The sequence below is a fragment of the Duganella sp. BJB476 genome, from assembly GCF_003416895.1.
Taxonomy (GTDB): domain Bacteria; phylum Pseudomonadota; class Gammaproteobacteria; order Burkholderiales; family Burkholderiaceae_D; genus Rugamonas.
Genome location: NZ_QVIO01000003.1, coordinates 66132 through 87130 on the forward strand (window position 1 = coordinate 66132; position 20999 = coordinate 87130).

The 20999-nt window shown below is 64.0% G+C and carries 19 protein-coding genes and 1 riboswitch; of the genes, 8 read left to right on the top strand and 11 right to left on the bottom strand.

What is annotated here, in order from left to right:
• Positions 1-8 precede the first annotated feature (8 nt).
• From D0T21_RS13630 to D0T21_RS13640, 3 genes are all read left to right on the top strand, one after another.
• Positions 9-953, top strand: coding sequence for a polysaccharide deacetylase family protein (locus D0T21_RS13630; protein WP_116990656.1), 945 nt, complete (start codon positions 9-11; stop codon positions 951-953).
• A gap of 24 nt (positions 954-977) precedes the next feature.
• Positions 978-1442 carry a peroxiredoxin gene (locus tag D0T21_RS13635; protein WP_116990131.1) on the top strand — a complete coding sequence of 155 codons (465 nt, stop codon included), beginning with the start codon at positions 978-980 and terminating at the stop codon, positions 1440-1442.
• Positions 1443-1715: 273 nt separating this feature from the next.
• A complete protein-coding gene (locus D0T21_RS13640) occupies positions 1716-3539 on the top strand; it encodes a PhoH family protein (RefSeq protein ID WP_116990132.1) in 1824 nt (607 codons plus the stop codon).
• A 68-nt stretch (positions 3540-3607) separates the two neighbouring features.
• On the opposite strand, the gene D0T21_RS13645 is transcribed toward D0T21_RS13640, so the two are convergent.
• Positions 3608-4240 carry a CCXG family PEP-CTERM protein gene (locus D0T21_RS13645; protein ID WP_116990133.1) on the bottom strand — a complete coding sequence of 211 codons (633 nt, stop codon included), beginning with the start codon at positions 4238-4240 and terminating at the stop codon, positions 3608-3610.
• Positions 4241-4517: 277 nt separating this feature from the next.
• Here D0T21_RS13645 and D0T21_RS13650 point away from each other — a divergent pair, with 277 nt between their 5' ends.
• Positions 4518-4802 (top strand): type II toxin-antitoxin system HicB family antitoxin, encoded by a 285-nt coding sequence (locus tag D0T21_RS13650; protein ID WP_116990134.1) that lies wholly within the window; start codon positions 4518-4520, stop codon positions 4800-4802.
• Between the two features lies 1 nt (position 4803).
• On the opposite strand, the gene D0T21_RS13655 is transcribed toward D0T21_RS13650, so the two are convergent.
• A complete protein-coding gene (locus D0T21_RS13655) occupies positions 4804-5583 on the bottom strand; it encodes a DUF4349 domain-containing protein (protein ID WP_116990135.1) in 780 nt (259 codons plus the stop codon).
• A 179-nt stretch (positions 5584-5762) separates the two neighbouring features.
• Here D0T21_RS13655 and D0T21_RS32415 point away from each other — a divergent pair, with 179 nt between their 5' ends.
• From D0T21_RS32415 to D0T21_RS13670, 3 genes are read left to right on the top strand one after another with little or no spacing between them, the layout of a single operon-like run.
• Complete coding sequence (locus D0T21_RS32415; RefSeq protein WP_116990136.1) at positions 5763-6068, top strand: DUF6516 family protein; 306 nt, start codon at positions 5763-5765, stop codon at positions 6066-6068.
• Entirely contained in the window at positions 6049-6405 is a 357-nt protein-coding gene (locus D0T21_RS13665) for a DNA-binding protein (RefSeq protein WP_147328103.1), read from the top strand. Before D0T21_RS32415 ends, D0T21_RS13665 begins: the two co-directional genes overlap by 20 nt.
• A gap of 28 nt (positions 6406-6433) precedes the next feature.
• Positions 6434-6634 (top strand): heavy-metal-associated domain-containing protein, encoded by a 201-nt coding sequence (locus D0T21_RS13670; RefSeq protein WP_116990137.1) that lies wholly within the window; start codon positions 6434-6436, stop codon positions 6632-6634.
• Here D0T21_RS13670 and D0T21_RS13675 read toward each other — a convergent pair whose 3' ends face one another.
• Positions 6635-7357, bottom strand: a complete 723-nt coding sequence (locus D0T21_RS13675) for a glutathione S-transferase (protein ID WP_116990138.1) — start codon at positions 7355-7357, stop codon at positions 6635-6637. It lies immediately after the preceding gene.
• 97 nt (positions 7358-7454) lie between these two features.
• Here D0T21_RS13675 and D0T21_RS13680 point away from each other — a divergent pair, with 97 nt between their 5' ends.
• Positions 7455-8219 (top strand): sulfite exporter TauE/SafE family protein, encoded by a 765-nt coding sequence (locus D0T21_RS13680; RefSeq protein WP_116990139.1) that lies wholly within the window; start codon positions 7455-7457, stop codon positions 8217-8219.
• On the opposite strand, the gene D0T21_RS13685 is transcribed toward D0T21_RS13680, so the two are convergent.
• The 8 genes from D0T21_RS13685 to D0T21_RS13720 form a co-directional block, all read right to left on the bottom strand.
• Positions 8209-10266: a TonB-dependent receptor gene (locus D0T21_RS13685; protein ID WP_116994424.1), complete on the bottom strand. Its 2058-nt coding sequence runs from the start codon at positions 10264-10266 to the stop codon at positions 8209-8211. The two genes, D0T21_RS13680 and D0T21_RS13685, sit on opposite strands and share 11 nt — an antisense overlap.
• The gene (locus D0T21_RS13690) at positions 10263-14333 is read right to left on the bottom strand and encodes a cobaltochelatase subunit CobN (protein WP_116990141.1); all 4071 of its coding nucleotides are present in this window, start codon (positions 14331-14333) and stop codon (positions 10263-10265) included. The genes D0T21_RS13685 and D0T21_RS13690 overlap by 4 nt, the downstream gene beginning before the upstream one ends.
• Entirely contained in the window at positions 14320-14655 is a 336-nt protein-coding gene (locus tag D0T21_RS13695; RefSeq protein WP_116990142.1) for a DUF2149 domain-containing protein, read from the bottom strand. The genes D0T21_RS13690 and D0T21_RS13695 overlap by 14 nt, the downstream gene beginning before the upstream one ends.
• Before the next feature lies 1 nt (position 14656).
• Complete coding sequence (locus D0T21_RS13700; protein ID WP_116990143.1) at positions 14657-15253, bottom strand: MotA/TolQ/ExbB proton channel family protein; 597 nt, start codon at positions 15251-15253, stop codon at positions 14657-14659.
• Positions 15254-15430: 177 nt separating this feature from the next.
• Positions 15431-15652, bottom strand: a riboswitch (cobalamin riboswitch).
• Between the two features lies 1 nt (position 15653).
• Positions 15654-16040 (bottom strand): Cu(I)-responsive transcriptional regulator, encoded by a 387-nt coding sequence (gene cueR, locus D0T21_RS13705; RefSeq protein WP_116990144.1) that lies wholly within the window; start codon positions 16038-16040, stop codon positions 15654-15656.
• Positions 16037-18256, bottom strand: coding sequence for a cation-translocating P-type ATPase (locus D0T21_RS13710; protein ID WP_116990145.1), 2220 nt, complete (start codon positions 18254-18256; stop codon positions 16037-16039). Before D0T21_RS13710 ends, cueR begins: the two co-directional genes overlap by 4 nt.
• Before the next feature lie 86 nt (positions 18257-18342).
• On the bottom strand, positions 18343-19188 hold the full coding sequence (locus tag D0T21_RS13715; RefSeq protein ID WP_229211474.1) for a FecR domain-containing protein: 846 nt from the start codon (positions 19186-19188) through the stop codon (positions 18343-18345).
• Positions 19189-19226: 38 nt separating this feature from the next.
• On the bottom strand, positions 19227-20825 hold the full coding sequence (locus tag D0T21_RS13720; RefSeq protein ID WP_116990147.1) for a ShlB/FhaC/HecB family hemolysin secretion/activation protein: 1599 nt from the start codon (positions 20823-20825) through the stop codon (positions 19227-19229).
• Positions 20826-20999: the final 174 nt, after the last annotated feature.

The window sequence follows — 20999 nt, forward strand, 5'->3', positions numbered from 1 at the left end:
CGCCGCTGATGGTGTTGAAGATTGATGTCGACACCTACCGCGGCACCCGTGAAGGCACCATGAACCTGGTGACCATGCTGAAGGCGCACCAGGCCCAGGCTACTTTCCTGTTTTCGCTGGGACCGGATCACACCGGCTGGGCGCTGCGCCGCGCGCTGCGTCCGGGCTTCTTCAGCAAAGTCTCGCGCACGTCCGTGGTCGAGCATTACGGCATCAAGACGCTGATGTACGGCACCCTGCTGCCGGGACCGGACATCGGCAAGGATTGCGCCGGCGAGATGCGCTCCGTGCGCGACGCCGGCTTCGAATGCGGCATCCACACCTGGGACCACGTGCTGTGGCAGGACAACGTCGCCAAGCGCGACGGCGGCTGGTCCACCAAGATGATGCGCAAGGCCACCGCCCGCTTCTCGCAGGTGTTCGGCACCGCGCCGCGCACCCACGGCGCGGCCGGCTGGCAGATGAACAACGCCGCCTTCGCCGAACACGACACCGCCGGTTACGCCTACGCTTCCGACGGCCGCTGCGTGCTCAACGAGAACGGCACCTTGGCCAATCCGGCCGACGGTCCGCACCGCTTGTCCGACGGCGACAAAGTGCTGTCCCACATCCAGCTGCCGACCACGCTGCCGACGCTGGATGAGCTGCTGGGCCGCGAGATCGACGGCGTCACCATCGGCACCGGCAACATCGCCGCCTTCCTGCTCAAGCTGACCGCCGGCGCCACGCGCGACCATGTATATACTTTGCATTCTGAACTTGAAGGGCAAAAACTCGCCCCCATATTCGAGCAGTTATTGGCCGGATGGAAGGCGCAAGGTTACCAACTGGCGTCGATGGCCGATTACCATCAGAAGGTCCAGCATCAGACCATGCCGGTTTGCCCGATCACCTGGGGCGAGCTGCCGGGTCGTTCGGGACAGCTGATCGTACAGGGTGCTGCCCGTTCTTAATGCCTACCGTTCAGGAGACTGCCTGTGGCTGATAGCCCAACCGTTGTAACCGATTTCTCCGCCGCCATGACCAGCGGCCAGACCTTCCAGCTGTCGGGCCGCCCGGCGCGCCATACCGTGCTGTTCTTCTACCCCAAGGACAACACCCCGGGCTGCACCACCGAAAACATGGCTTTCCGCGACCTGCACGAGCAATTCCAGGCCGCCGGCGCCGAAATCTACGGCATCAGCCGCGATAGCCTGCGCTCGCACGAAAGCTTCAAGACCAAGCTGGGCCTGCCTTTCGAACTGATTTCCGACCCCGACGAAGCGGTCTGCCTGCAGTTTGGCGTCATGAAGATGAAGCAAATGTATGGCAAGACGGTGCGCGGCATCGAACGCAGTACGTTTGTGATTGACGCTAATGGTCAATTGGTGAAAGAATGGAGAGGCGTGAAGGTAGCGGGTCACGTCGATGAAGTGCTGGAATTTGTAGCGCGTCAGGCTTAGTTACAGGATGCGCGTTGCAGCTTCCAGAGTTGCTCAACCGAACCAAGCGTATCCAGTCATTTTGAGTCATCACTGTCATTCACACCACCACCCTACATGGTGGCCAGCCGGCCACCACGCGGTACTTTCTCCGGGCATGATGAGCGCCCGTCGGCAGTCTTTAAACCCTGTTTTACCCAGCATCCACCCCATCCGGTCCCAACGTTTCCCACACCAGGAAGCGTGCTGCGCCTATGGGCGGATTCCTCCAGATATTCTTCAAATGAGATCCTGATGCCACTGCCAAAATTACCTAGTAAGCCAGCGACTTTACTTCTGGCGAAAGATTATCCAAAAGCGACAGGGCCGCGCCCAGTTCCCGCTATCGCAGCGGTGGCTGAAGTCGCGCCCGCGCCGAAGAAAGCGGCGCCTGTCAAAGCAGTGCCTGTAGCAAAAGCCAAAGCAGCCCCCCCAAAAACCACCACCAAGTCGCAAGCCGTGGCGGCCGTACTGAAGGCCGCCCCTGCCGTACTGAAGAACGCCGCCGCCGGCATCGCGCCAGCCGCGGCCAAGCCGGTCGCCAAGGCCAAGCCAGTCCCTGCCGCGCGCGGCAAGGTCACGCCGATCACCGCCGAGGCGCCGCACCCGGCCAAGCACAAGCCGCATGAAGTGGCGATCAAGTCGTCGACCAGCCGTCACGCCGACCAGACCGGCACCACCAAGCTGTTCGTGCTCGACACCAACGTGCTGATGCACGATCCATCGTCGCTGTTCCGCTTTGAAGAGCACGACGTCTACCTGCCGATGATGACGCTGGAAGAGCTGGACAACCACAAGAAGGGCATGACCGAGGTGGCGCGCAACGCCCGCCAGGTGTCGCGCACTTTGGATGCGCTGGTGTCCAACACCGACGACGACGCCATCGAGAACGGCATCCCGCTGTCCAAGCTGGGCAACAAGGACGCCAAGGGTCGCCTGTACTTCCAGACGCGCCTGCAAACGGCCGACCTGCCGGTCGGGCTGCCGGTCGGCAAGGCCGACAACCAGATCCTGTCCGTGGTCCGCTCGCTGGAAGCGGAACAGGAAGGCCGTCCGGTGGTGCTGGTGTCGAAGGACATCAACATGCGCATCAAGGCGCGCGCGCTGGGCCTGCCGGCCGAGGACTACTTCAACGACCACGTGCTGGAAGACACCGACCTGCTGTACTCGGGCATCGTCCAGCTGCCGGACGATTTCTGGACCAAGCACGGCAAGGACCTCGAATCCTGGCAGGAAAATAAAAACGGCCAGAGCGCGACGTTCTATCGCGTCACCGGTCCGTTCGTGCCGTCGCTGCTGGTCAACCAGTTCATCTTCCTGGAGCCTAAGAATGGCGAAACGCCGTTCTACGGCCAGGTCAAGCAGATCAACGGCAAGACCGCCGTGCTGCAGACCTTGCGCGACTTCAGCCACAACAAGAACAATGTGTGGGGTGTCACCGCCCGCAACCGCGAGCAGAACTTCGCCTTGAACTTGCTGATGAATCCGGAATGCGACTTCGTCACCCTGCTGGGCCAGGCCGGTACCGGCAAGACCCTGCTGGCGCTGGCCGCTGGCCTGGCGCAAGTGCTGGAAACCAAGCTCTACAACGAAATCATCGTCACCCGCGTGACGGTGCCGGTCGGTGAAGACATCGGTTTCCTGCCGGGTACAGAAGAAGAGAAGATGTCGCCATGGATGGGGGCGTTCGACGACAACCTGGAAGTGCTCAACAAGTCCGATTCGGACGGTGGCGAATGGGGCCGCGCGGCGACGCAGGACCTGATCCGCTCGCGCATCAAGATCAAGTCGCTCAACTTCATGCGCGGCCGCACCTTCGTCAACAAGTTCCTGATCATCGACGAAGCGCAGAACTTGACGCCTAAGCAGGTCAAGACGCTGGTCACGCGTGCCGGTCCGGGCACCAAGATTCTTTGCCTGGGCAATATCGCGCAGATCGACACGCCTTACCTGACCGAAGGGTCGAGCGGCCTGACGTATGTGGTGGATCGCTTCAAGGGATGGTCGCACAGCGGTCACGTGACCCTGGCGCGCGGAGAACGTTCACGCCTGGCTGACCACGCCAGCGACGTTTTGTAAATGTAGTAGAATAAACCCGTACCTGTTAGCCCCGCCCGCAGCAATGCCGGCGGGGCTTCTTTTTTCTATCAGGCTTTGTTGTTGCGGCGACGGGCGTAGCCGCCTACCAGCGCCAGGCCGCCCAGCAGCATGGCATAGGTTTCAGGTTCCGGCACCGGTGCCAGCGTGCTGGAGTTGAAGCTCTGGAAAGTACCGTTGGCGGCAGCGTACTGCACCTGCTGGCCGCCATCGCAGCAGCCTTCCAGGCCGTAGATGGTCAGCTTGTGGTTGCCGGCCGACAGGGCCTGGTTGTTGATCAGGAACGAGCCGTTGGCGGTGTTGTAGTCGTAGTTCCACCACATGTCGTTGGTGTTCAGCGCGACGGCCTGGCCATCCAGGAACACGGCGCCGCCGCGGCCGAAGTCGACACCGGCGCGGAACGAGTAGGTACCGGCGGCGCTCAGGCCGAAATCGATGGTGGACTTGAAGGCGATGTTGGTCGTGCCGGCGCCGAAGATCGAATTATTGGAGACGTTGTCGTAGCTGCTCAGGACGGTCGAGTGGCCGCCGGTGACTGCGGCGTCAACCACGGTGCTGTAGTCCAGCGCGGTTGCCAATGGGCCAGCGCTGGAGCTGCCGGTCTGGAAAGTGATGACGGCGGCGTTGGAGCTGCCAATGGCGGCCAAGGCGAGTGCGACTGCGGCGAACTTGATGGTTTTCATGTTGATCCTGTTGAGAGGTTGAGATAGACAAATCGAAAAGCAAGCCAGGCACAAGGATTGGGAGCCAGGAGGGAGATTGCATTTAAGCAAATTAAGATGTACTTAAGAATTATTTAAATAGTATCGTAACTGAATTTTGATGTCAATCTTTAATGCATTGCACAATATAGACGGCGTCAGCCACGAAAGTGCTTGAAACCGGCAGCATCCTGTATGACACTAGACACTGCAAGTCGTTGATTTCGCCAGACTTTCGGACCACAGCCGAGGTAAGACCATGGACATCCCTATCCTGATCCGAAAAAAAGGCAACACCAAGTATGGCGTCACCGTGCCGGACATCCCCGGCTGCGTTACCACCGGCGAGACGGTGGACAAGGCCATGAGCAACGCCACCAAGGCCATCTACGGCCACGTCGGCCAGCTGGTCGAGCAAGGCAAGGCTTTTGAAATCAAACCCTCCGAAGTGGAATTCCTCTCCCGCGAGCCGGACTATGCCGGCGGCATCTGGGCGCTGGTCAGCCTGGACCTGGCCAAGCTGAACGATCCGCCCGAAGACTGAGTTAGCTGTTCCCGGCCGTCCTACGACGACGCCACAGTGTGCGCGCCAACCACCAGATCAAAGCAAGTATCAACGACCACGGCAGCAGGTATGCCAGGCCCGTCAGCGTGCTGGCGATGCCACTGGACAAATTGCCATTGAAGTCGGACAGCGCGCGCTGGATCGGGCTCCAGAACGACAAGCGGCTCCCCGACTGGATATGGATATCGAGCAGGTCGAGATTGATGCGCGCCATCAGATGTGCGTTCTCGCCGCTGGCTTGCTCCAGTTCAGCCTGAACGCTGGCCTGCTCCCTGGCGAGTTTGATCAGCGCATCGGCATCAATGCCGGGCTTGCGTTCCAGCTCGGTCAAACGCTGCTGGTAGGCGCGCAGCATCTCGAGACGTTTTGTACTGTCCGACACCGGCCGCGCCAAGTCCTCCACGCTGGTTTCCTGCCGTGCCAGTTCGCCGCCGGCGGAGGCCAGCACCAGCAGCTTGTCTATTCCCGCAGGCTTGGCGCGCATGCGCAGGAAGGCCTCCTCACGGCGTCCGCCTTCCAGACTGGACTTGAGCAACGTGCAGCCGTTTTCCCGATCCGCCTGACAGGCCGACGTCAACTTATCAAGCAAAAGCTTGATCTGGTTTTCCCCGGTATCGATGGTCACCGCATGCTGATAAGCCAGGAATTTGTCGCGTCCCTGCGCAGTGCCCGCCGCCATCGGCGCTGAACCATCCGTCGCTTGCGGACGGCTGCAACCAGCAAGCGTCATCACAACAACCAAACTCAGCAACCTGACCATAGCGAAGGTTTCCTTGGAAATATTGGATATTCTGCAATGCTAACATTTCCCACGGCAATGGCTGCCCATCACCCCACCTATACTTGCTCATTTCACGCAGGCATTGCGCTATTTGGGAGCGAACTTATCCAGGCCACCTATCCTAGCGTTAATTGACAACCCAAACTGGCGGCGGCACTATGAAGGTCCCAAAAGCGACTTCTATCGTCAACGCTCGCATTCTCTACGACCAGAATAATTTTTCTGACTTGGTTATTTGGCGGCTACCGAATCCGGCCCGGGCTTCACATCACCCGTTCAAATATCGGCTGGCCTATGTGGTGCAGAACAGATGCGTAGTCCGCTATGACAACGAAGTTGGCAAAGGCGACCATCGCCACTACGAATCGGCAGAAACCCCATATCACTTCCATACACTTAGTCAACTTCTAATGGATTTTCAAAATGACATAGCGAGGTGGAATCGTGAAAACAGTTACCCTTGAAATCCTTTCGTCACAAGAAGCGATGGCCGATCTCGTTAAGCAGTGCGAGTCCGGTTCTCCAGCTACGACAGCCCGGATCATATTTACCTCGCAAGAATTGCTCAGGAATGTCTTGACGCCAGTACGCTGGGAAATATTGAAGACACTATGCGGCTCCAGTCATATCAGCGTGGCGGATATAGCGATGCGTCTCGGTCGCCCCGAGTCCTCAGTCCAAGCCGACATCGATGCATTGATACTCGCAGGTGTAATCGATCGTGCGAAAAACGGAGGCGTCATTTTCCCCTACGATGAAGTAATCCTTGACCTTCCCACGGCTGGAAGGGCTACAGTATGAGCATTGAAACAGTTTAAGGAGTACGACGATGTATCAGCTGCAAGTGGAAAACATGAGCTGCGGCCATTGCGTGGGCGCGGTGACCAAGGCGGTGCAGGCGGTCGATGCGGCCGCAAAAGTCGAGATCGACCTGGCCGGCAAGACCGTCAGGATAGACAGTGCCAGCGCCCTGGCGCCATTGAAATCGGCCATCGCCGATGCGGGCTACCCCGTCACCAGCGCGGCCTGATTATTTGTCCAGCTCCGGATAGCGGCGGAAGATGCAGTCTTCATTGAACGCTATCCGCCGCTTCGATTTGACATAGGCGGCGATATTGGGCCGCAGCGCCACCTTGTCGCGCAAGGCGACCAGCGCCGGATACGACGGCTCCAGCCGCGCCATCGTTTTCGGGAATGCATAGCGCAAGCCCTCGATCAACTGGAACAGCGACAGGTCCACATACGTCAGCCGCGAACCAACCGCGTAACCGCCCCGCCCCGGATTGCGCGCCACCACGCCCTCGAAGTAGTCGAGGAACTTCGGTATCCGCTCCTCGCGGAAGCTCTTGGCGCGCGCCTTCGCTTCCTTCTTCTGCTCCTCGTAGTACTTGCTGACCGCGATCGGATGATGCGTGTCGTGCACCTCGTTGACGATGTCGGCGATGGTCAGTTGCAGCTGGTTGGCCCACAGCCGCCCCGCCTCCGCGCGCGGCGCCAGGCCATGACGGGCGCCGAGGTACATCAGGATATTGGCCGTCTGCCCGATCAGCAGCTCGCCCGCACCCAGCACTGGCGGCGCGAACGATGGATGGTCGACCTGCTCGCCATCGAGGCAGGATAGCAGCGCCGGCATGCCCTGCTTTTGCCGCGCCACGTCCACGTAAGGCGCTGCCGCTTCCTCCAGCGCCAGCCGCACGAATTCACCGCGGCCTTGCAGGCCGTCCCAGTAGTAGAGTTGGTAGGGTGTCGTCATGCCAAGATAGTAGCATTGACAACGACTGGACTGCGCCCGGAACGATATTCAGTACACGGTTATAATCGACCGTTAAGCTCACCACTTCCGACACCTCATGACGCCAGTCCCGCCACTTGAAATCCACATCGTCCTGATGGTCGCCGCCGCTGGTCTCATGGCCGGCGTGCAGAATGCACTGGCCGGAGGCGGCTCGTTCATCACCTTCCCGGCGCTGCTGCTGGCCGGCCTGAATCCGCTGGCCGCCAACATGACCTCCACCATCGCGCTATTCCCCAGCCAGATCACCTCCGCCTACGCCGGCCGCAACCTGGCCGGCGATGTCGGACCGCTGACGTTCAGGCAGATGCTGATCATCAGCGCCATCGGCGGCATCTTCGGCGCCATCCTGCTATTGAACACGCCGCCGTCGTTCTTCGCGCGGCTGGTGCCGTGGCTGGTGCTGTTCGCCACCAGCGTGTTCGCGTGGGGCAGCTTCCGCAAGAAACCGCTGCACGCGGCCGGCAGCATGCCGCGCTGGACGCTGGTGCTGGTGCAAAGCTGCATCGCCGTCTACGGCGGCTACTTCGGCGGCGGCATCGGCTTCCTGATGCTGGCCGCGCTGACCATCGCCGGCCAGCAGGTGCGCACCGCCGCCGCCACCAAGAACGTGCTGGCGATGGCGATGAACGCCGCCGCCACGCTGATCTTCGCCACCTCCAGCCTGATCAGCTGGCCGGCCGCGCTGGCATTGTGCGCGGGAGGCATCGCCGGCGGCTTGTGCGGCGGATGGCTGGTTCACCGCCTGCCGGAAAAGGTCATGCGCGGCTTCGTCGTGATCGTCGGCGCCGTGCTGACCATCTGGATGTTCGTCAGAACGTAGCCTTCAACGTCAGCCGCAAGGTGCGCGGCTCCACCGGATGGTAGTGGATGTCGTTGACGCCTTCGGCCGGTTCGCCCTGCAAGCGCGAAGGATAGTAGTAGTCCACGTCGCTGGCCTTGCGGTCGAACAGGTTGAAGGCATCCAGCGACACCGCCCAGCGCCGGTCGATCTTGTAGCCCACCCGCGCATACGCAATCGCCGTCGTCGCCGAACGCTGGCTGTTATCCTCGATCAGCGGACGCGGACCGAAGTAGCGCATCTGGAACGCGCCGGACCACGGACCGATATCGGTGATGGTCGCGCCGAACGAAGCCACCTTGCCGATCGCCCCCGGAATGTAGTCGCCCACGTCGTCATGCTCGGTGTAGTGCGCGCGCGAGTAAGCCAGGTCCAGGTCGAACAACAGCCATGGCGTGGCGATGTAGTGGTTGTTCCATTCGATGCCGGAACGGTAGCTGCCGCGACTGGCCGCCGTATCGCCGGCGTCGCCTGAGAACACCAGCTCGGACGCCGAACGCAGCTTCCACAAAGCCATCGAACTTTGCAGGCCGGGGACGATCTCCGTGCGCGCGCCCAGTTCCGCGCCGCGCGTCTTGACCAGCGGCGTGACCGGGTCGATAGGCTCGCGTTCCTTCGGCGTCAGGTGCACCGTGGTGCCGCGCGCGTCGTTGCTGTGGAAGCCTTCTCCGTAGTTGATGAAGAATTCCGTCTTGGCCCAGGGCCCCAGCACCACCGACATCTTCGGCGACGTCATGCCCTCGCCGACCTTGCCCGTATTCTCGGCGATATTGCTGCTCACATCGAAGCGGTAACGGTCATAGCGCACACCGGCCGTGGTGCGCAGCCACTCGCGCCACTGCACCGTGTTCTCGAAGTAGACCGAGGCATTCGCCTCCTTGACCTTCGACTCCGTGATGACGCCGGTGATCTGCCGCTTGACGGTGCTGTACAGCGCCAGCGGCGACAGGTAGTCGTAACGTCCCTGCACGCCCACCTTGTTGTTCACTTCCAGCCCGCCCCACTTGCCGAACCAGGTCTGCGCCACGTCGAAGCCCGTCATGCGGCGCTTCTCGGTCTGGCGCGACTGGTCGCCGTTGACCGGGTCGTCGAGGAAGTAGGTGAAGTCGTTGTACAGGTCCAGGCTCGATTGCACCACGTAGGCATTGGCCTGCAACAGCGTGTCGCTGGTGCGCTTGCGCAGCGTGGCGGACAGGCTGTAACGCGAGGTGATGCCGCCGTCGCTGGTGTCGATGGCGCCGTAGGGACTGATCTCGCCGCTCTGCACCGCGCGCAGCGGGATCTGGTTGCTGGCATACCAGCCGCCCTTGTAAAACATGCCGGTGACGCTGAACTGGTTGTCGCTGCCGCCCTGGCTGTAGCGCAGCACGCCCAGGCTTTTGTGGAAGGCTTCCGGGCTGACCCACGGCCCGTTGTTGTGGCCCAGCTCCGCACCGTAGACCAGGTTGCCCTCGCCCAGCGGCGTCGAACCGGTCAAGTTGGCGCGGTAGTACTGGTGCCCGCCGGCCGTGACGCTGGCGGTGTTTTCCTTCAGCTTGTTCGCCAGTCCCAGGTGCGCCGCGCCGGCGGAGGCGAAGTCGCCTTCGTCCGCGTAGTACGGGCCTTTTTTGTAGTTGATGCGGTCCACCAGTTCCGGCATCAGGAAATTCAGGTCGGTGTAGCCCTGGCCGTGCGCGTGGGTGCGCATATTGACCGGCATGCCGTCGATGAAGGTTGCGAAGTCGGTGCCGTGATCGAGGTTGAAGCCGCGCAGGAAGTACTGGTTGGCCTTGCCGTCGCCGCTGTGCTGCGTGACGATCACACCCGGCACGAACTCCAGCAGCTCGCCGGGCCGCAGCGCCGGACGATTGGCGATCAACTCCGCCGTCACCGAACCCTGGCTGGCGGCGCTGGACGTGCCGACGCCGTTGTCGTAGTGGCCGCGCACCTCAACCGCCGCCATGGTGGGCGCGGCGCCGCTGGACTCCTCGTCGGCATGCGATGCAAGCGGTAGAACGGCCGCCAGCGCGACGATGGATTTGACGATCATAGGTACTCCTTCAGCTTACTCAATTTATTGCGGCGGCCGATGTAGCCGGCGCCGATCAGCGCGGCGGCCAGCGCCAGCAGCGCCAGCGTGCCGACGGTCTTCTGCACCGGCGTCAGGTTGGCCAAGGTTTGCATTTCAAAGCCATTGACCTTGGCGTCGGCAGCGTCGGCCTTGGCCTTCGGCGCCGGCTCGGCGGGTTTGTTCTTCGCGTGCGCAGGCACGGGCGGCGGCAGTTCCTGCGCCTTGGCCTGCAATGCCTGCAAGTCCGCCACCGCGTTCTGCATGGCGGCGTCGGTCTGCTGTTGCGTGGCCGACGGCGCGGGAGGCTGCGCGGACGGCGCCGCGCCACCGGCACGACCGGCGGCCGCCGCACCGCGCGCGACCGCCGCGTTGGTGCCCACGTTAGGCACGAACTGGCCGCTGAACTGAGGCGCGATCTTCATCGTCGCCTTGCTGCACGAATCGGCGCTGCACGACACGCCGGCATCCTTGATCGCCTGTGCGTTTTGCTGCGTCAGTTTTTCGCGCACCGCGTCGCTCGGCTTCCAGTAGCCACGTTCGATCGCGCTCAGCATGCGGTCGGTGATGGCCTGGAAGGCGCGCAGGTTGCCGCTGCTGGCGAAGCGCTCGCGCACCTTCAGGCCGTGGCGGTCTTCCACATAGGTGTCGTACATGCGCTGCCATTTGCCGCCGTCCACCACTTCCGGCACGGTGACCTGCCAGGCCCACAGGTAGTCGACCACGCGGTTGATGTAGCGCGCGCCGGAATAGCCTTCCTTCAGCATGCTGTCGGCCCAGCGCGGGTTCAGGTAGCGGGCCTGCATCTCCTGGCCCATGTACTGCTCCAGCGTCTTGTGGCCCGGCTTGCGCGGGTTGGACAGGTCGCTGACCATCACCTCCGGCGTCTTGCCGTCCACGCTGCGGATCGCCATCGCGGTGCCGCCCAGGTACTGGAAGAAGTCGTCGTTGTCCAAGGTAGCGAACAGATTGCTGGAGCGGCTGTGCAGCGCGATCTTGCTGCCGCTGATGGCCTGCTTGAACAATTCGCGGCGCTGGACGGGATCGGCCTTGTCGTCGCCCCAGTAGCCGGCGCCGAACGGATGGCTCATGCGGTTGATGAACACGTCCGCCACTTCCTTCTCGTTCTGCCATGCGTTGGTCAGCGGGATCAACTTCTCGATCTGCGTGCCGTAGGCGCCGCTCGGCAGGCCGAAGATGCGGACCGACGCCATGCGCTGCGCCTCTTCGGCGGAGATGCCGCTGGCCTGCAAGGCGGCGACGGTCTTGCGGCTGTGCGCCTGCATGACGTTGCCGTCTTCGCCGGGGCCGTTGTCATCCTGTTTCTGCGCCAGCTGCGCCGCCTGGTCCATCAACGTCAGCAGGTTGCCGAACAGGTCGCGGAACAGGCCAGACGAGATCAGCGTCACGTCCACGCGCGGACGACCCAGCTGCTTGCGCGTCAGCGCTTCCACACCGGTCACGCGGCCACGCTCGTCCCACGTCGGACGCACGCCCATCAGCGCCATCGCCTGCGCTTCCATGATGCCTTCGTGACGCGAAGTCTCGACGCCCCACAGGTTCATGCTCAACTTGTCGGGCCAGGCGCCATGGCGCTTGCGGTAATCCTCCGCCAGCTGCTGCGCCAGTTTGTAGCCGGCTTCGTAGGTGGTCTTGCTCGGGATGCGCGATGGATCGAGGCCAAAGAAGTTGCGGCCGGTCGGCAGCGCATCCGGATTGCGTACCAGGTCGGCGCTGGCGCCGGTCGGGATGTAGCGGCCGGACAGCGCCTGCATCAAGCGCTCCAGTTCCAGCCCGGCGCTGCGTTCGATATCGCTTTCCAGCTGGGCGATGCGTTTGGTCTTCTGCTCCGCCGTCGACGTGGTGTCGAGGCTGACCACGGCGCGCGCGGTGGCGTTGCGCAGCTCCGGCTTCGGCGCCACGCCGAAGGTGTGCAGGCCGAACGGCGTCAGCTTGCTGCCGGTGTCGTCCAGGTATTCCTCCAGCGCTTCCATGTCGGCTTCGGTTTTGAGCTCGGTCTTCTTCATGTCCTTCAACACGCCGCTCTTGGCCGCCAGGCGGTTGATCGCCGTCAGGTGGCTGCGCGCCAGCAGCGGGCTTTTTTGCTCGGCCACGCGGTAGTCGTTCAGCAGCGCGCCCAGCTCGCGCAGGTCGGGATTGAGGCCGGCCACGTCGAACGGTGGCGTCATGTGGTCGATGATGACGGCCATGCCGCGGCGCTTGGCCTGTATGCCCTCGCCCACGTCGTCCATCACATACGGATAGATGTTGGGCATGGCGCCGATCAGCGCCTCGGTCGGATCGCTTTCCGACAGGCCGGCTTCTTTACCGGTCAACCACTCCTGCGTGCCGTGGGTGCCGATGTGCATGACGGCGTTGGCCTGGAAGCCCTTTTGCAGCCACAGGTAGAACGCGATGTATTCGTGCGACGGCGGCATGCTGACTTCATTGTGCAGCTTCTCCAGGTTCTGCTCCCATGCGCGGCCGGGCTGCGGCGCCATCAGCACGTTGCCGAAGCGGCGCGCCGGATAGACGAAGAACGGCTCACCCTTGGCGTTGCGCCACAGGACGGGCGCGTTCTCCGGCTTGCCCCAGGATTTCTCGATAGCCGCGCGCAACGGCTGCGCCAGCGTGGCGAACCACTTCTGGTAATCGGCCAGCGGCACCAGCAGCGCCTGGCCGCTTTCGGCCAGGTGCTTCAGGCCCGCCATGTAGTCGCCCTTGGACTTGCCCGGGTAATTGCCCCACTGCTGGATCTCGCCTTGCAGCTCTTCCTGCGATGGCGGCAGCGCCGTGCCGGTCTGGTAGCCTTCCTGCTTCAGGCGCTGGACGATCTGCCACAGGCTCTCCGGCAGCACGTTCAGGTAGGCCGCGCCGATGGTCTCCGAACCATGCGGATAGTTAAAGTACAGCATGGCGATGCGCTTGTCGCCGTTGGCCTTCTGGCGCAAGGCCAGCCAGCTGGCGACGCGCTCGTTGAGGCGCTCGATGCGCTCCGGGATCGGCGTCTCCTCCACGTAGGCCAGGCCGGTCTGCGCATCGCTGATGCGTTCGCGGCTGGCGACCACGGTCGGCTGGATCAGGCCCGCCACTTCGGCGCCGGCCAGCTGCCAGGTGCGCTCGATGATATCGAGGCCGATCTTCGATTCCTGCCACTGCGCCAGCGACTGCTGGCTCAAGGTGATGGCGTTGATCGCCGGGACGCCGATCTTGTCCAGCAGCGCGCCGGTATTGGCGGTGCCGCCCACCTTCATGCCCAGCGCGACGATCAGCTCAACGCGGCTCTTGCCGTTTTCGTCCAGCAGGAAGCGCAGCGGCACGTCGTAGGGATAGCCGAACACCGGCAGCACGTTGTAGCCGCTCGCTTCCAGCCGCGCGACGATGGCTGCCAGCGGCAGCGTTTGTCCCGCCACCAGGCTTGCGCGGTAGAACGGCACCGCGATCCACGGTGCGCCGGCCTTGTAGTTGGCGTAGCCTTGCAGGTACTGCTCGTAGCTGCTCGATGTGCGGTTGGCCGCCACGTCGTACAGGCCCACTTCCGGCATCGCATGCACCGGCGCGACCGCCAGCCTTGAACCGAAGTGGTTGCGCAGGATGTAGCGCAGCAGGTTGCCCATGTTCTCCACGCCGCCTTCGCTGTGGTAGGACTGTATGGTTTTATCGTCGCGCACACCCTGCTCGCGCAGGCTGTCGTCGATGGCGCCGCCGACCGCGAACACCGGACGGCGCGCCTTTTGCAGCGCCAGCAGCTCGGCGCTCAAACCCGTCATGGCCTGGCGTCCCTTGGCGTTGATGACCACCACATCGGCGCTGGTCAGCGCGGTGCGGTCGGCCGGCGTCATGCCGTTGGCGGGGATGATGCGCACCGCGACGTTCAGCTCTTTCAACTCGGCCTGCAGGCCGCGCACCGCCAGCACGGCGGGACGGGACTCGATATCGCCCAGCATCAGCGCCAGCGTGCGCGGCGCCTGCGCCGAATGCACATAGCCGCCGATGCACAAAGACGCCAGCAACAACAGCAGCGCCCACAGTTTGTTATTCCGGTACATAGACGACCTTCCCATCCGGCAGTTGATATGCGGTGCCCAGGCGTTTGCCGGAGCCCGACAGCGGCTTGTCACTGACTTTGCTCACCTTGATTTCGGCGCCCTTCTTGGTCAGCACCTCGACGTGGCCGTCGGCGCTTTTCTTGGCGATGGTGACTTCGGAGTTCGGATCCAGCAGGTCCATCATGTTCCAGGCCGAGAACAGCGCCAGCATCATGGCGACGATGAAGACGATGCTGGCGTCGAACAGGTTGGCGACGCCGGCCAGCGGGTCTTCGTTATGCTCGCCGATGCGGCTGTAGCGGTGGCGGTTCATATAGCGCATCTCAGGCTCCCGCGCGCACCAGGTGCGGCTTGTGGTCTTGCGCCGCGAGGTGGGATTCGGCGGCGTAGGCGATCTCGGTCAGGTCGCTGCGCAGCCAGTGTTCGCGCACCAGGCTCAGTACATAGGCGCTGACGCTGCACGCCAGGCCGACCACCGTGGCGGTGAAGGCGGTGGTCATCGACTCGGCCATCTTCGGCAGGTTGCCCTGCGCGAGGCCGGCCAGCGAGATCCCCATCGGGATCAGGGTGCCCATCAGCCCCAGCGCCGGGCCGACGCGCACCACGAAGCGCACACCGTCCAGGCGGCGCACGCCGTTGACGTCGGCGCGCTGCACCAGCCGTTCGAGGCGGGCGTCCAGTCCCGGCTCGCCTTCCTGCGCGGTCAGCACGGCGGCCATCTCCTGCTTGGCGGTGGCGACCAGCACGCGCACGCCGCGGCGGCGCTCCAGCCATTCGGCGCCGAAGGTGCCGAAGCACACCAGCATATGCAGCACCAGCGCTGCGATCCCCAGCAGCACGGGCAGGTACAAAACGGTGGAAATGGAATACAGCAGTGTCTCGATGGAGTGCACGGCCGCGTCGGTGGGCAGGTTAAACATGGGCTGGTCCTGTAGGCAGAGAGGGAAAATCGGGGCGCAGGCGTACGCGAACGGCGCGTGCGCAAGGCACGGCCGCCAGTCGGCAAAGCCGTGGCGCGCAAAATCGATGCATAGATGTAGATCGCAACAGATGCAAGCCGCTCACTTCCCCGTGAGCGGATTGAACAGAAATGCCTGGGCATTTCCACCTGTCCTGGCCGGTATCCGGGCTGGCAAGCGACACCGCCTGACCTTCCCATGCGACTGCACAGTGGTTTGAAGAGGCGGATTTGTCGTCAACGACGACGCTTGTTTACCGTTGCGGGGGCAGCACATGTTGGCTGGCGTGGCCAGCTCCATGTTTCCCGTTTAACTGCGCGTCTGGACAGACGCGCGGGCACCAAAACCGGGCGATTATACTTTACCCGGCAAGAGTTTGGAGAATTGGGCAGTCGGGGCGATGATCGCCGTGGCAGCAGCCGGCCAGCGTTTGCAGGGTGTCGCGCATTTCGGTCAGCTCGGCGATGCGCTGGTTCAGCTCCGCCACGTGGCCCAAGGCGATGGTCTTGACGTCGGCGCTGGCGCGCTCCTTGTCCTGCCACAGCGACAGCAGGTCGCGGATCTGGTCCAGCGAAAAACCCAGCGACCGTCCGCGCTTGACGAAGCGCAGCGCGTGCAGGTCGTTGTCGCCGTAGATGCGGTAGCCGGCGTCGCTGCGCTTGCCCGGCGGGATCAGGGCGATGCTTTCGTAGTAGCGGATCATCTTGGCCGAGACGCCGCTGGCGGCCGCCGCTTGTCCGATGTTCATGCTTGTCCTTTCAAATGGTCCGGCTTCCAGCGGCGCAGCAGCAAGGCGTTGCTGATCACGCTGACGGAGCTGAGCGCCATCGCGGCGCCGGCAACCATGGGGTTGAGCAGGCCGAAGGCGGCCAGCGGTATGCCGACCAGGTTGTAGATAAAGGCCCAGAACAGGTTCTGGCGTATTTTGCTGTAGCTGCGGCGCGAGATCGAAATGGCGGCGGCCACCAGCGCCGGATCGCCGCGCATCAGCGTGATGCCAGCGGCGTGCATGGCGACGTCGGTCCCGCTGGACATGGCGATGCCGACATCGGCGGCGGCCAGCGCGGGGGCGTCGTTGATGCCGTCGCCGACCATGGCGATGCAGGCGCCGCCGGTCTTCAGGCCGGCGACGGTGGCCGCTTTGTCGGCGGGGAGCATGTTGGCGATGATGCGGCCTATGCCCAGCTCCTTGCCGACGGCGTCGGCGCTGCCCTGGTTGTCGCCGGTGAGCAGGATGGTCTGGATGTGCATCGCCTTCAGCGCTTGCAGTGCGGCGCGGGCTTGCGGCTTGATGCGGTCGCCGAAGGCCAGCAGGCCCAGTAGCTGCGCCGGCTGCGGTGCGTTTGAAGCGGCCAGCCAGGATATCGTCAGGCCTTGCTGTTCCAGTTCCGCGGCGCGGGCGCTCAGCGCATCGAGCGCCACGCCCTTCTCCTGCATCAGCCGCGTGCTGCCCAGGACCAGGCGCGCGCCGTCGACGATGGCCGCCACGCCGCGACCCGGCAAGGCGGTGACGCCGGTGGCGCTTGGCGCGGCGCCGGTGGCGGAGCGCGCGGCGGCGGCTTCGGTGACTGCGCGGGCCAGCGCATGCTCGCTGCCGCGCTGGATGGCGGCGGCCAGTTGCAGCAGCCGTCCTTCATCGATGCCGACCGGTTCCAGCGCCGCCAGCGACGGCTTGCCCTCGGTGAGCGTGCCGGTCTTGTCGAATGCCACGGTGGTGATGCGGTGCGCCAGTTCCAGCGCTTCCGCATCCTTGATCAGTATTCCGTAGCGCGCCGCCACGCCGGTGCCGGCCATGATCGCGGCCGGCGTCGCCAGTCCCAGCGCGCATGGACAGGCGATCACCATCACCGCCACCGCATTGATGATGGCCCGCTCGGCATCGCCGCTCGCCAGCCACCAGCCGGCGAAGGTCGCCACCGCCAGCACCAGCACCACCGGCACGAACACCGCGCTGACGCGGTCCACCAGATGCTGCACCGGCGCCTTGGCCGCCTGCGCATCCTCCACCAGGCGGATGATGCGCGCCAGCGTGCTCTCCGCGCCCACCGCCGTCACCCGCACCAGCAGCAGGCCTTCGCCGTTGATGGCGCCACCGGTCACATGGTCGCCGGCGTGGCGCGCCACGGGCAGGCTTTCGCCGGTGATGAGTGCCTCGTCGACATGGCTGGCGCCCTCCACCACTTCCCCGTCCGCCGCCACCCGCTCGCCGGGCCGCACCACCACCAGCTCACTCTGACGCACATCGGCGATCGGCACTTCGATATCCTGCGCGCCGCGCCGCACCCGCGCCGACTCCGGCCGCAGCACCTGCAAGGCGCGGATGGCGGACGTGGTCTGGCGCTTGGCGCGCGCCTCCAGCCATTTGCCCAGCAAGATCAAGGTGATCACCACGGCCGACGCTTCGAAATACAGATGCGGCATGGCGGACGTCGACGCCAGCAGCTGATAGACGCTCAGGCCATACGCGGCGCTGGTGCCCAGCGCCACCAGCAGATCCATATTGCCGCTGCGGGCGCGCAGCGCCAGCCAGCCGGCGCGATAGAAGCGGGCGCCGAGCCAGAACTGCACCGGCGTCGCCAGCAGCCATTGCAGGCGGCCATCCAGCATCCAGTGCACGCCGGCCAGTTCCAGCAGCATCGGCAACAGCAGGGGGAGCGACAGCAAGGCCGCCAGCAGCACCGCGCGGCCGCCGCCCGGTCCCGCCAGCGCGTGATGGGCAGGCGCAGCGGACAGCGGCAACTCGGGCGTGGCCTGGTAGCCGGCCTTGTCGACCGCCTGCACCAGCGCCGCCACGTCGAGCGGCCGCGCCGATTCCACCCGCGCCGATTCGGTCGCCAGGTTGACGCTGACCTTGTCCACGCCCGGCACGGCCGCCAGCACGCGCTCGACGCGGCCCACGCAGGAAGCGCAGCTCATGCCCTCGATTTTGATCGACAGTGTTACGGGAATAGCGGAAGTGGACATGACCTACCCAATGGACGACTCGATGACAGTAGCATCAAGTATCCCACGATGGGAAGGTCAAGTCATTTCTACAGGCGCGCCAGGCTTCAACGCACTTCGCAATCGACGGTGTTCGACTTGCCAGGGCCGGTGCTGGACGACGGGCCGGTGCTCTGGCTGAACGCCGGCGGCGGCGTGAACGGGATGCCCGGATTGGCCGGCAGGATAATCGGCGGCGTCTTGAAGCTTGGCGTGTAGCCGAACTGGCCGGAGCTGTAGTTGGCCGTGCCGGCCGGGTTGGTCACATGGATCAAGCCGTCGAGCACCTGCACGTACAGGCCCGGCGCGCGCGCAGCGGTCGGCGACGGCAGCGTCAACTGCGCCAGCATCAGCGGCTGCACCGGTGCGGCCAGCTGGTCCAGTGCGGCGGTGCTGGCCAGGTTGTAGGCCAGGCGCGAGGCCACCGCCTCCTCGCTCGGTTCGACGATGTCGGCGATGAAGGTGGTGCCGCGAATGCCGATGGTGGCGCTCGGCGTCTTCATGGCGAACTTTTCCTTGTTGCGCTTGCCCAGCAGGCCGGTGACCGAGCGCAGGCCGCCCTTGACCAGGTTGAACGAGGCGCTGTCGGCGTCGGGCTTGCCGGCGTCGTAGCTGAAGTCCTCGACCTTGAAGGTGGTGCCCGGCTTGAGCGTGATCTCGCTGTTGTCGATGAATTTCACCATGGCGTAGGTGTTCTTCTCGGTCACCAGCGTGTCGCCGCTCTCGACTTCGGAGCGCATCGACAGGATGCGCACCACGCCGCCGGCCTTCTTGGCCAGCAGCGGCCCGCTCAGCTGCACAATGGTGCCGGCCACTTGCGCGGCCCAGCCCGCGCTGGCCATGCCGCACAGCGCCAGCAACAGCAAGCCCTTGAACAGGGCCCGGACGACGATGGAGTTATTTGGCTGTGGCATTTTCATTTCCAGTACATTTCAGGGTGGACCGCACGCGGTCAGTACGCCAGTCCCAGACGCAGGTGCAGGCGGCTGGCGTTGTCGCGGCCGGTCGCGCCGGCGCGGACCACGTGGCCGAAATCGAGTTGCAGGTTGACGTAGGTGGACAGCACGAAGCGCGCGCCGACGCCGGTGCTGGCGATGGTGGTGCTGGTCAGCTCCTCGGGCAGCGCGTGGTTACGCTTGGCATAAGCGGTGTCGTAAAAGGCCAGCAGGCGGCAATTCCAGCCGGCGTGAGTGCACAGGTTGGGCGTGTAGGCTTCCAGGTTGACGCCTACGCCGGAGTCGTTGGAAATCTCGCGCTCGATGAAGCCGCGCACCGAGGTCGCGCCGCCGGCGCCGAATTGTTCGCCGGGGATCAGCGCATCGCTGCTGTACTGGCCGTTGAGGATGGCGCGCAGCTGCCAATCGTTGGCCAATGCGCGGGTCAGGCTGCCGGCCACGCGCAGCATGGTGTAGTCGGCCTTGGCGCCGGCGCGGGCCAGCGTGAAGGCCGCCTGGTCGCCCTTGGCGCCGCCGGAGATATTGCGCAGCAAGGTCAGCTGGCCGCTCACTTCGCCCTGCTTGATCGGCAGCGTGCCCTGGTAGCTGATGCTCAGCGGATGGACCGTCACATCGTTGCCCAGTTGTCCGCCCTGCGGCTGGTCCAGCACCTGCACATTGTTCTTGAAGGCCTTGTAGTCGACGCCGTAACTGAGTTTGGACTCCAGCTCGCCGCGCTTGGCCAGGCTCTGGTTGTAGCGCGCGCCGTACACCGCGCCCTTGCCGCTGACGGCCAGGTTGACCGCGCCGGCCGAGACGGTGCCGGAATCGACGTTGGAATAGCTGGCGAAGAAGTCCAGCGAGTCTCCCAGCGCGTACAGCGGGATATGGTAGCCGGCGCCGTACACCTTGACCCGGCCCGGTTCCTCGGCCGAGGTGGTGTACTGCAGAGAGGCCAGATGGTCGCGGTTGAACAGGTTGGCGTTTTGCAGGATGAAGCCGAGGTGGGTCTTGCCGGTCTGCTTGGTGCCGGTGTTGTCGGCGTTGACCATGGCCTTCCAGATGGACTGGTCCTTGACGTCCAGCACGGCGTCGACTTCGTCGTCTTTTTCGCCGCTTTGCAGCTTGAGGGTGACTTCCTTGGCGGGACTCTCGTTGCCCTGCTTCAGGTTGGCCGAGACCGCCTTCAGGTCAGGCGTGCGGCCCTCCTGCAAGGCGGGCAGGCTGCGGCGGATATTGTTCTCGTCGAAGTACAGATTGTTCTTCACGCTGATGCGGCCGATGCGCGTTTCCACCACCCGCAGTATCACCACGCCGCGGTTGAGCTCCTGCTCCGGCAGTTCGATCGTCACCACGTTGTAGCCGCGCTCGTGGTAGACCGCCTCCAGCGCTTCCAGCGCGCGTTGGACGTCGCCGAAATCGCGCTCCTTGCCGACGAATTTGGCCAGCAGCGCATCGACCTCCGCCGGCTGCAACAGGGTGTTGCCCTTGACCTCGAAACGGGAAATCTCGAAACGGATGGCGGTATTATCGTCCGTCGACGGCGCCGCCCAGGCCGAAGTCACGGCGGCGGCAAGAAGGGAACCTGCTAGTAGGCGCGTTAAGCTATATCTCATGGGTTCGCTCGTAGTATGGGTCGCGTGTCATTTTGCCGCGCTCTTCCGATGCTAGCATAGCCCTTATATACAATGCCTATTTGAAAGATTGAAATTGATAGGTGCTGCGCCCGAGTGTTGGATTTCAGCTCACAAACGGGGCCGTGACACCAACGGCCCCGTGCTGCCCAGCGC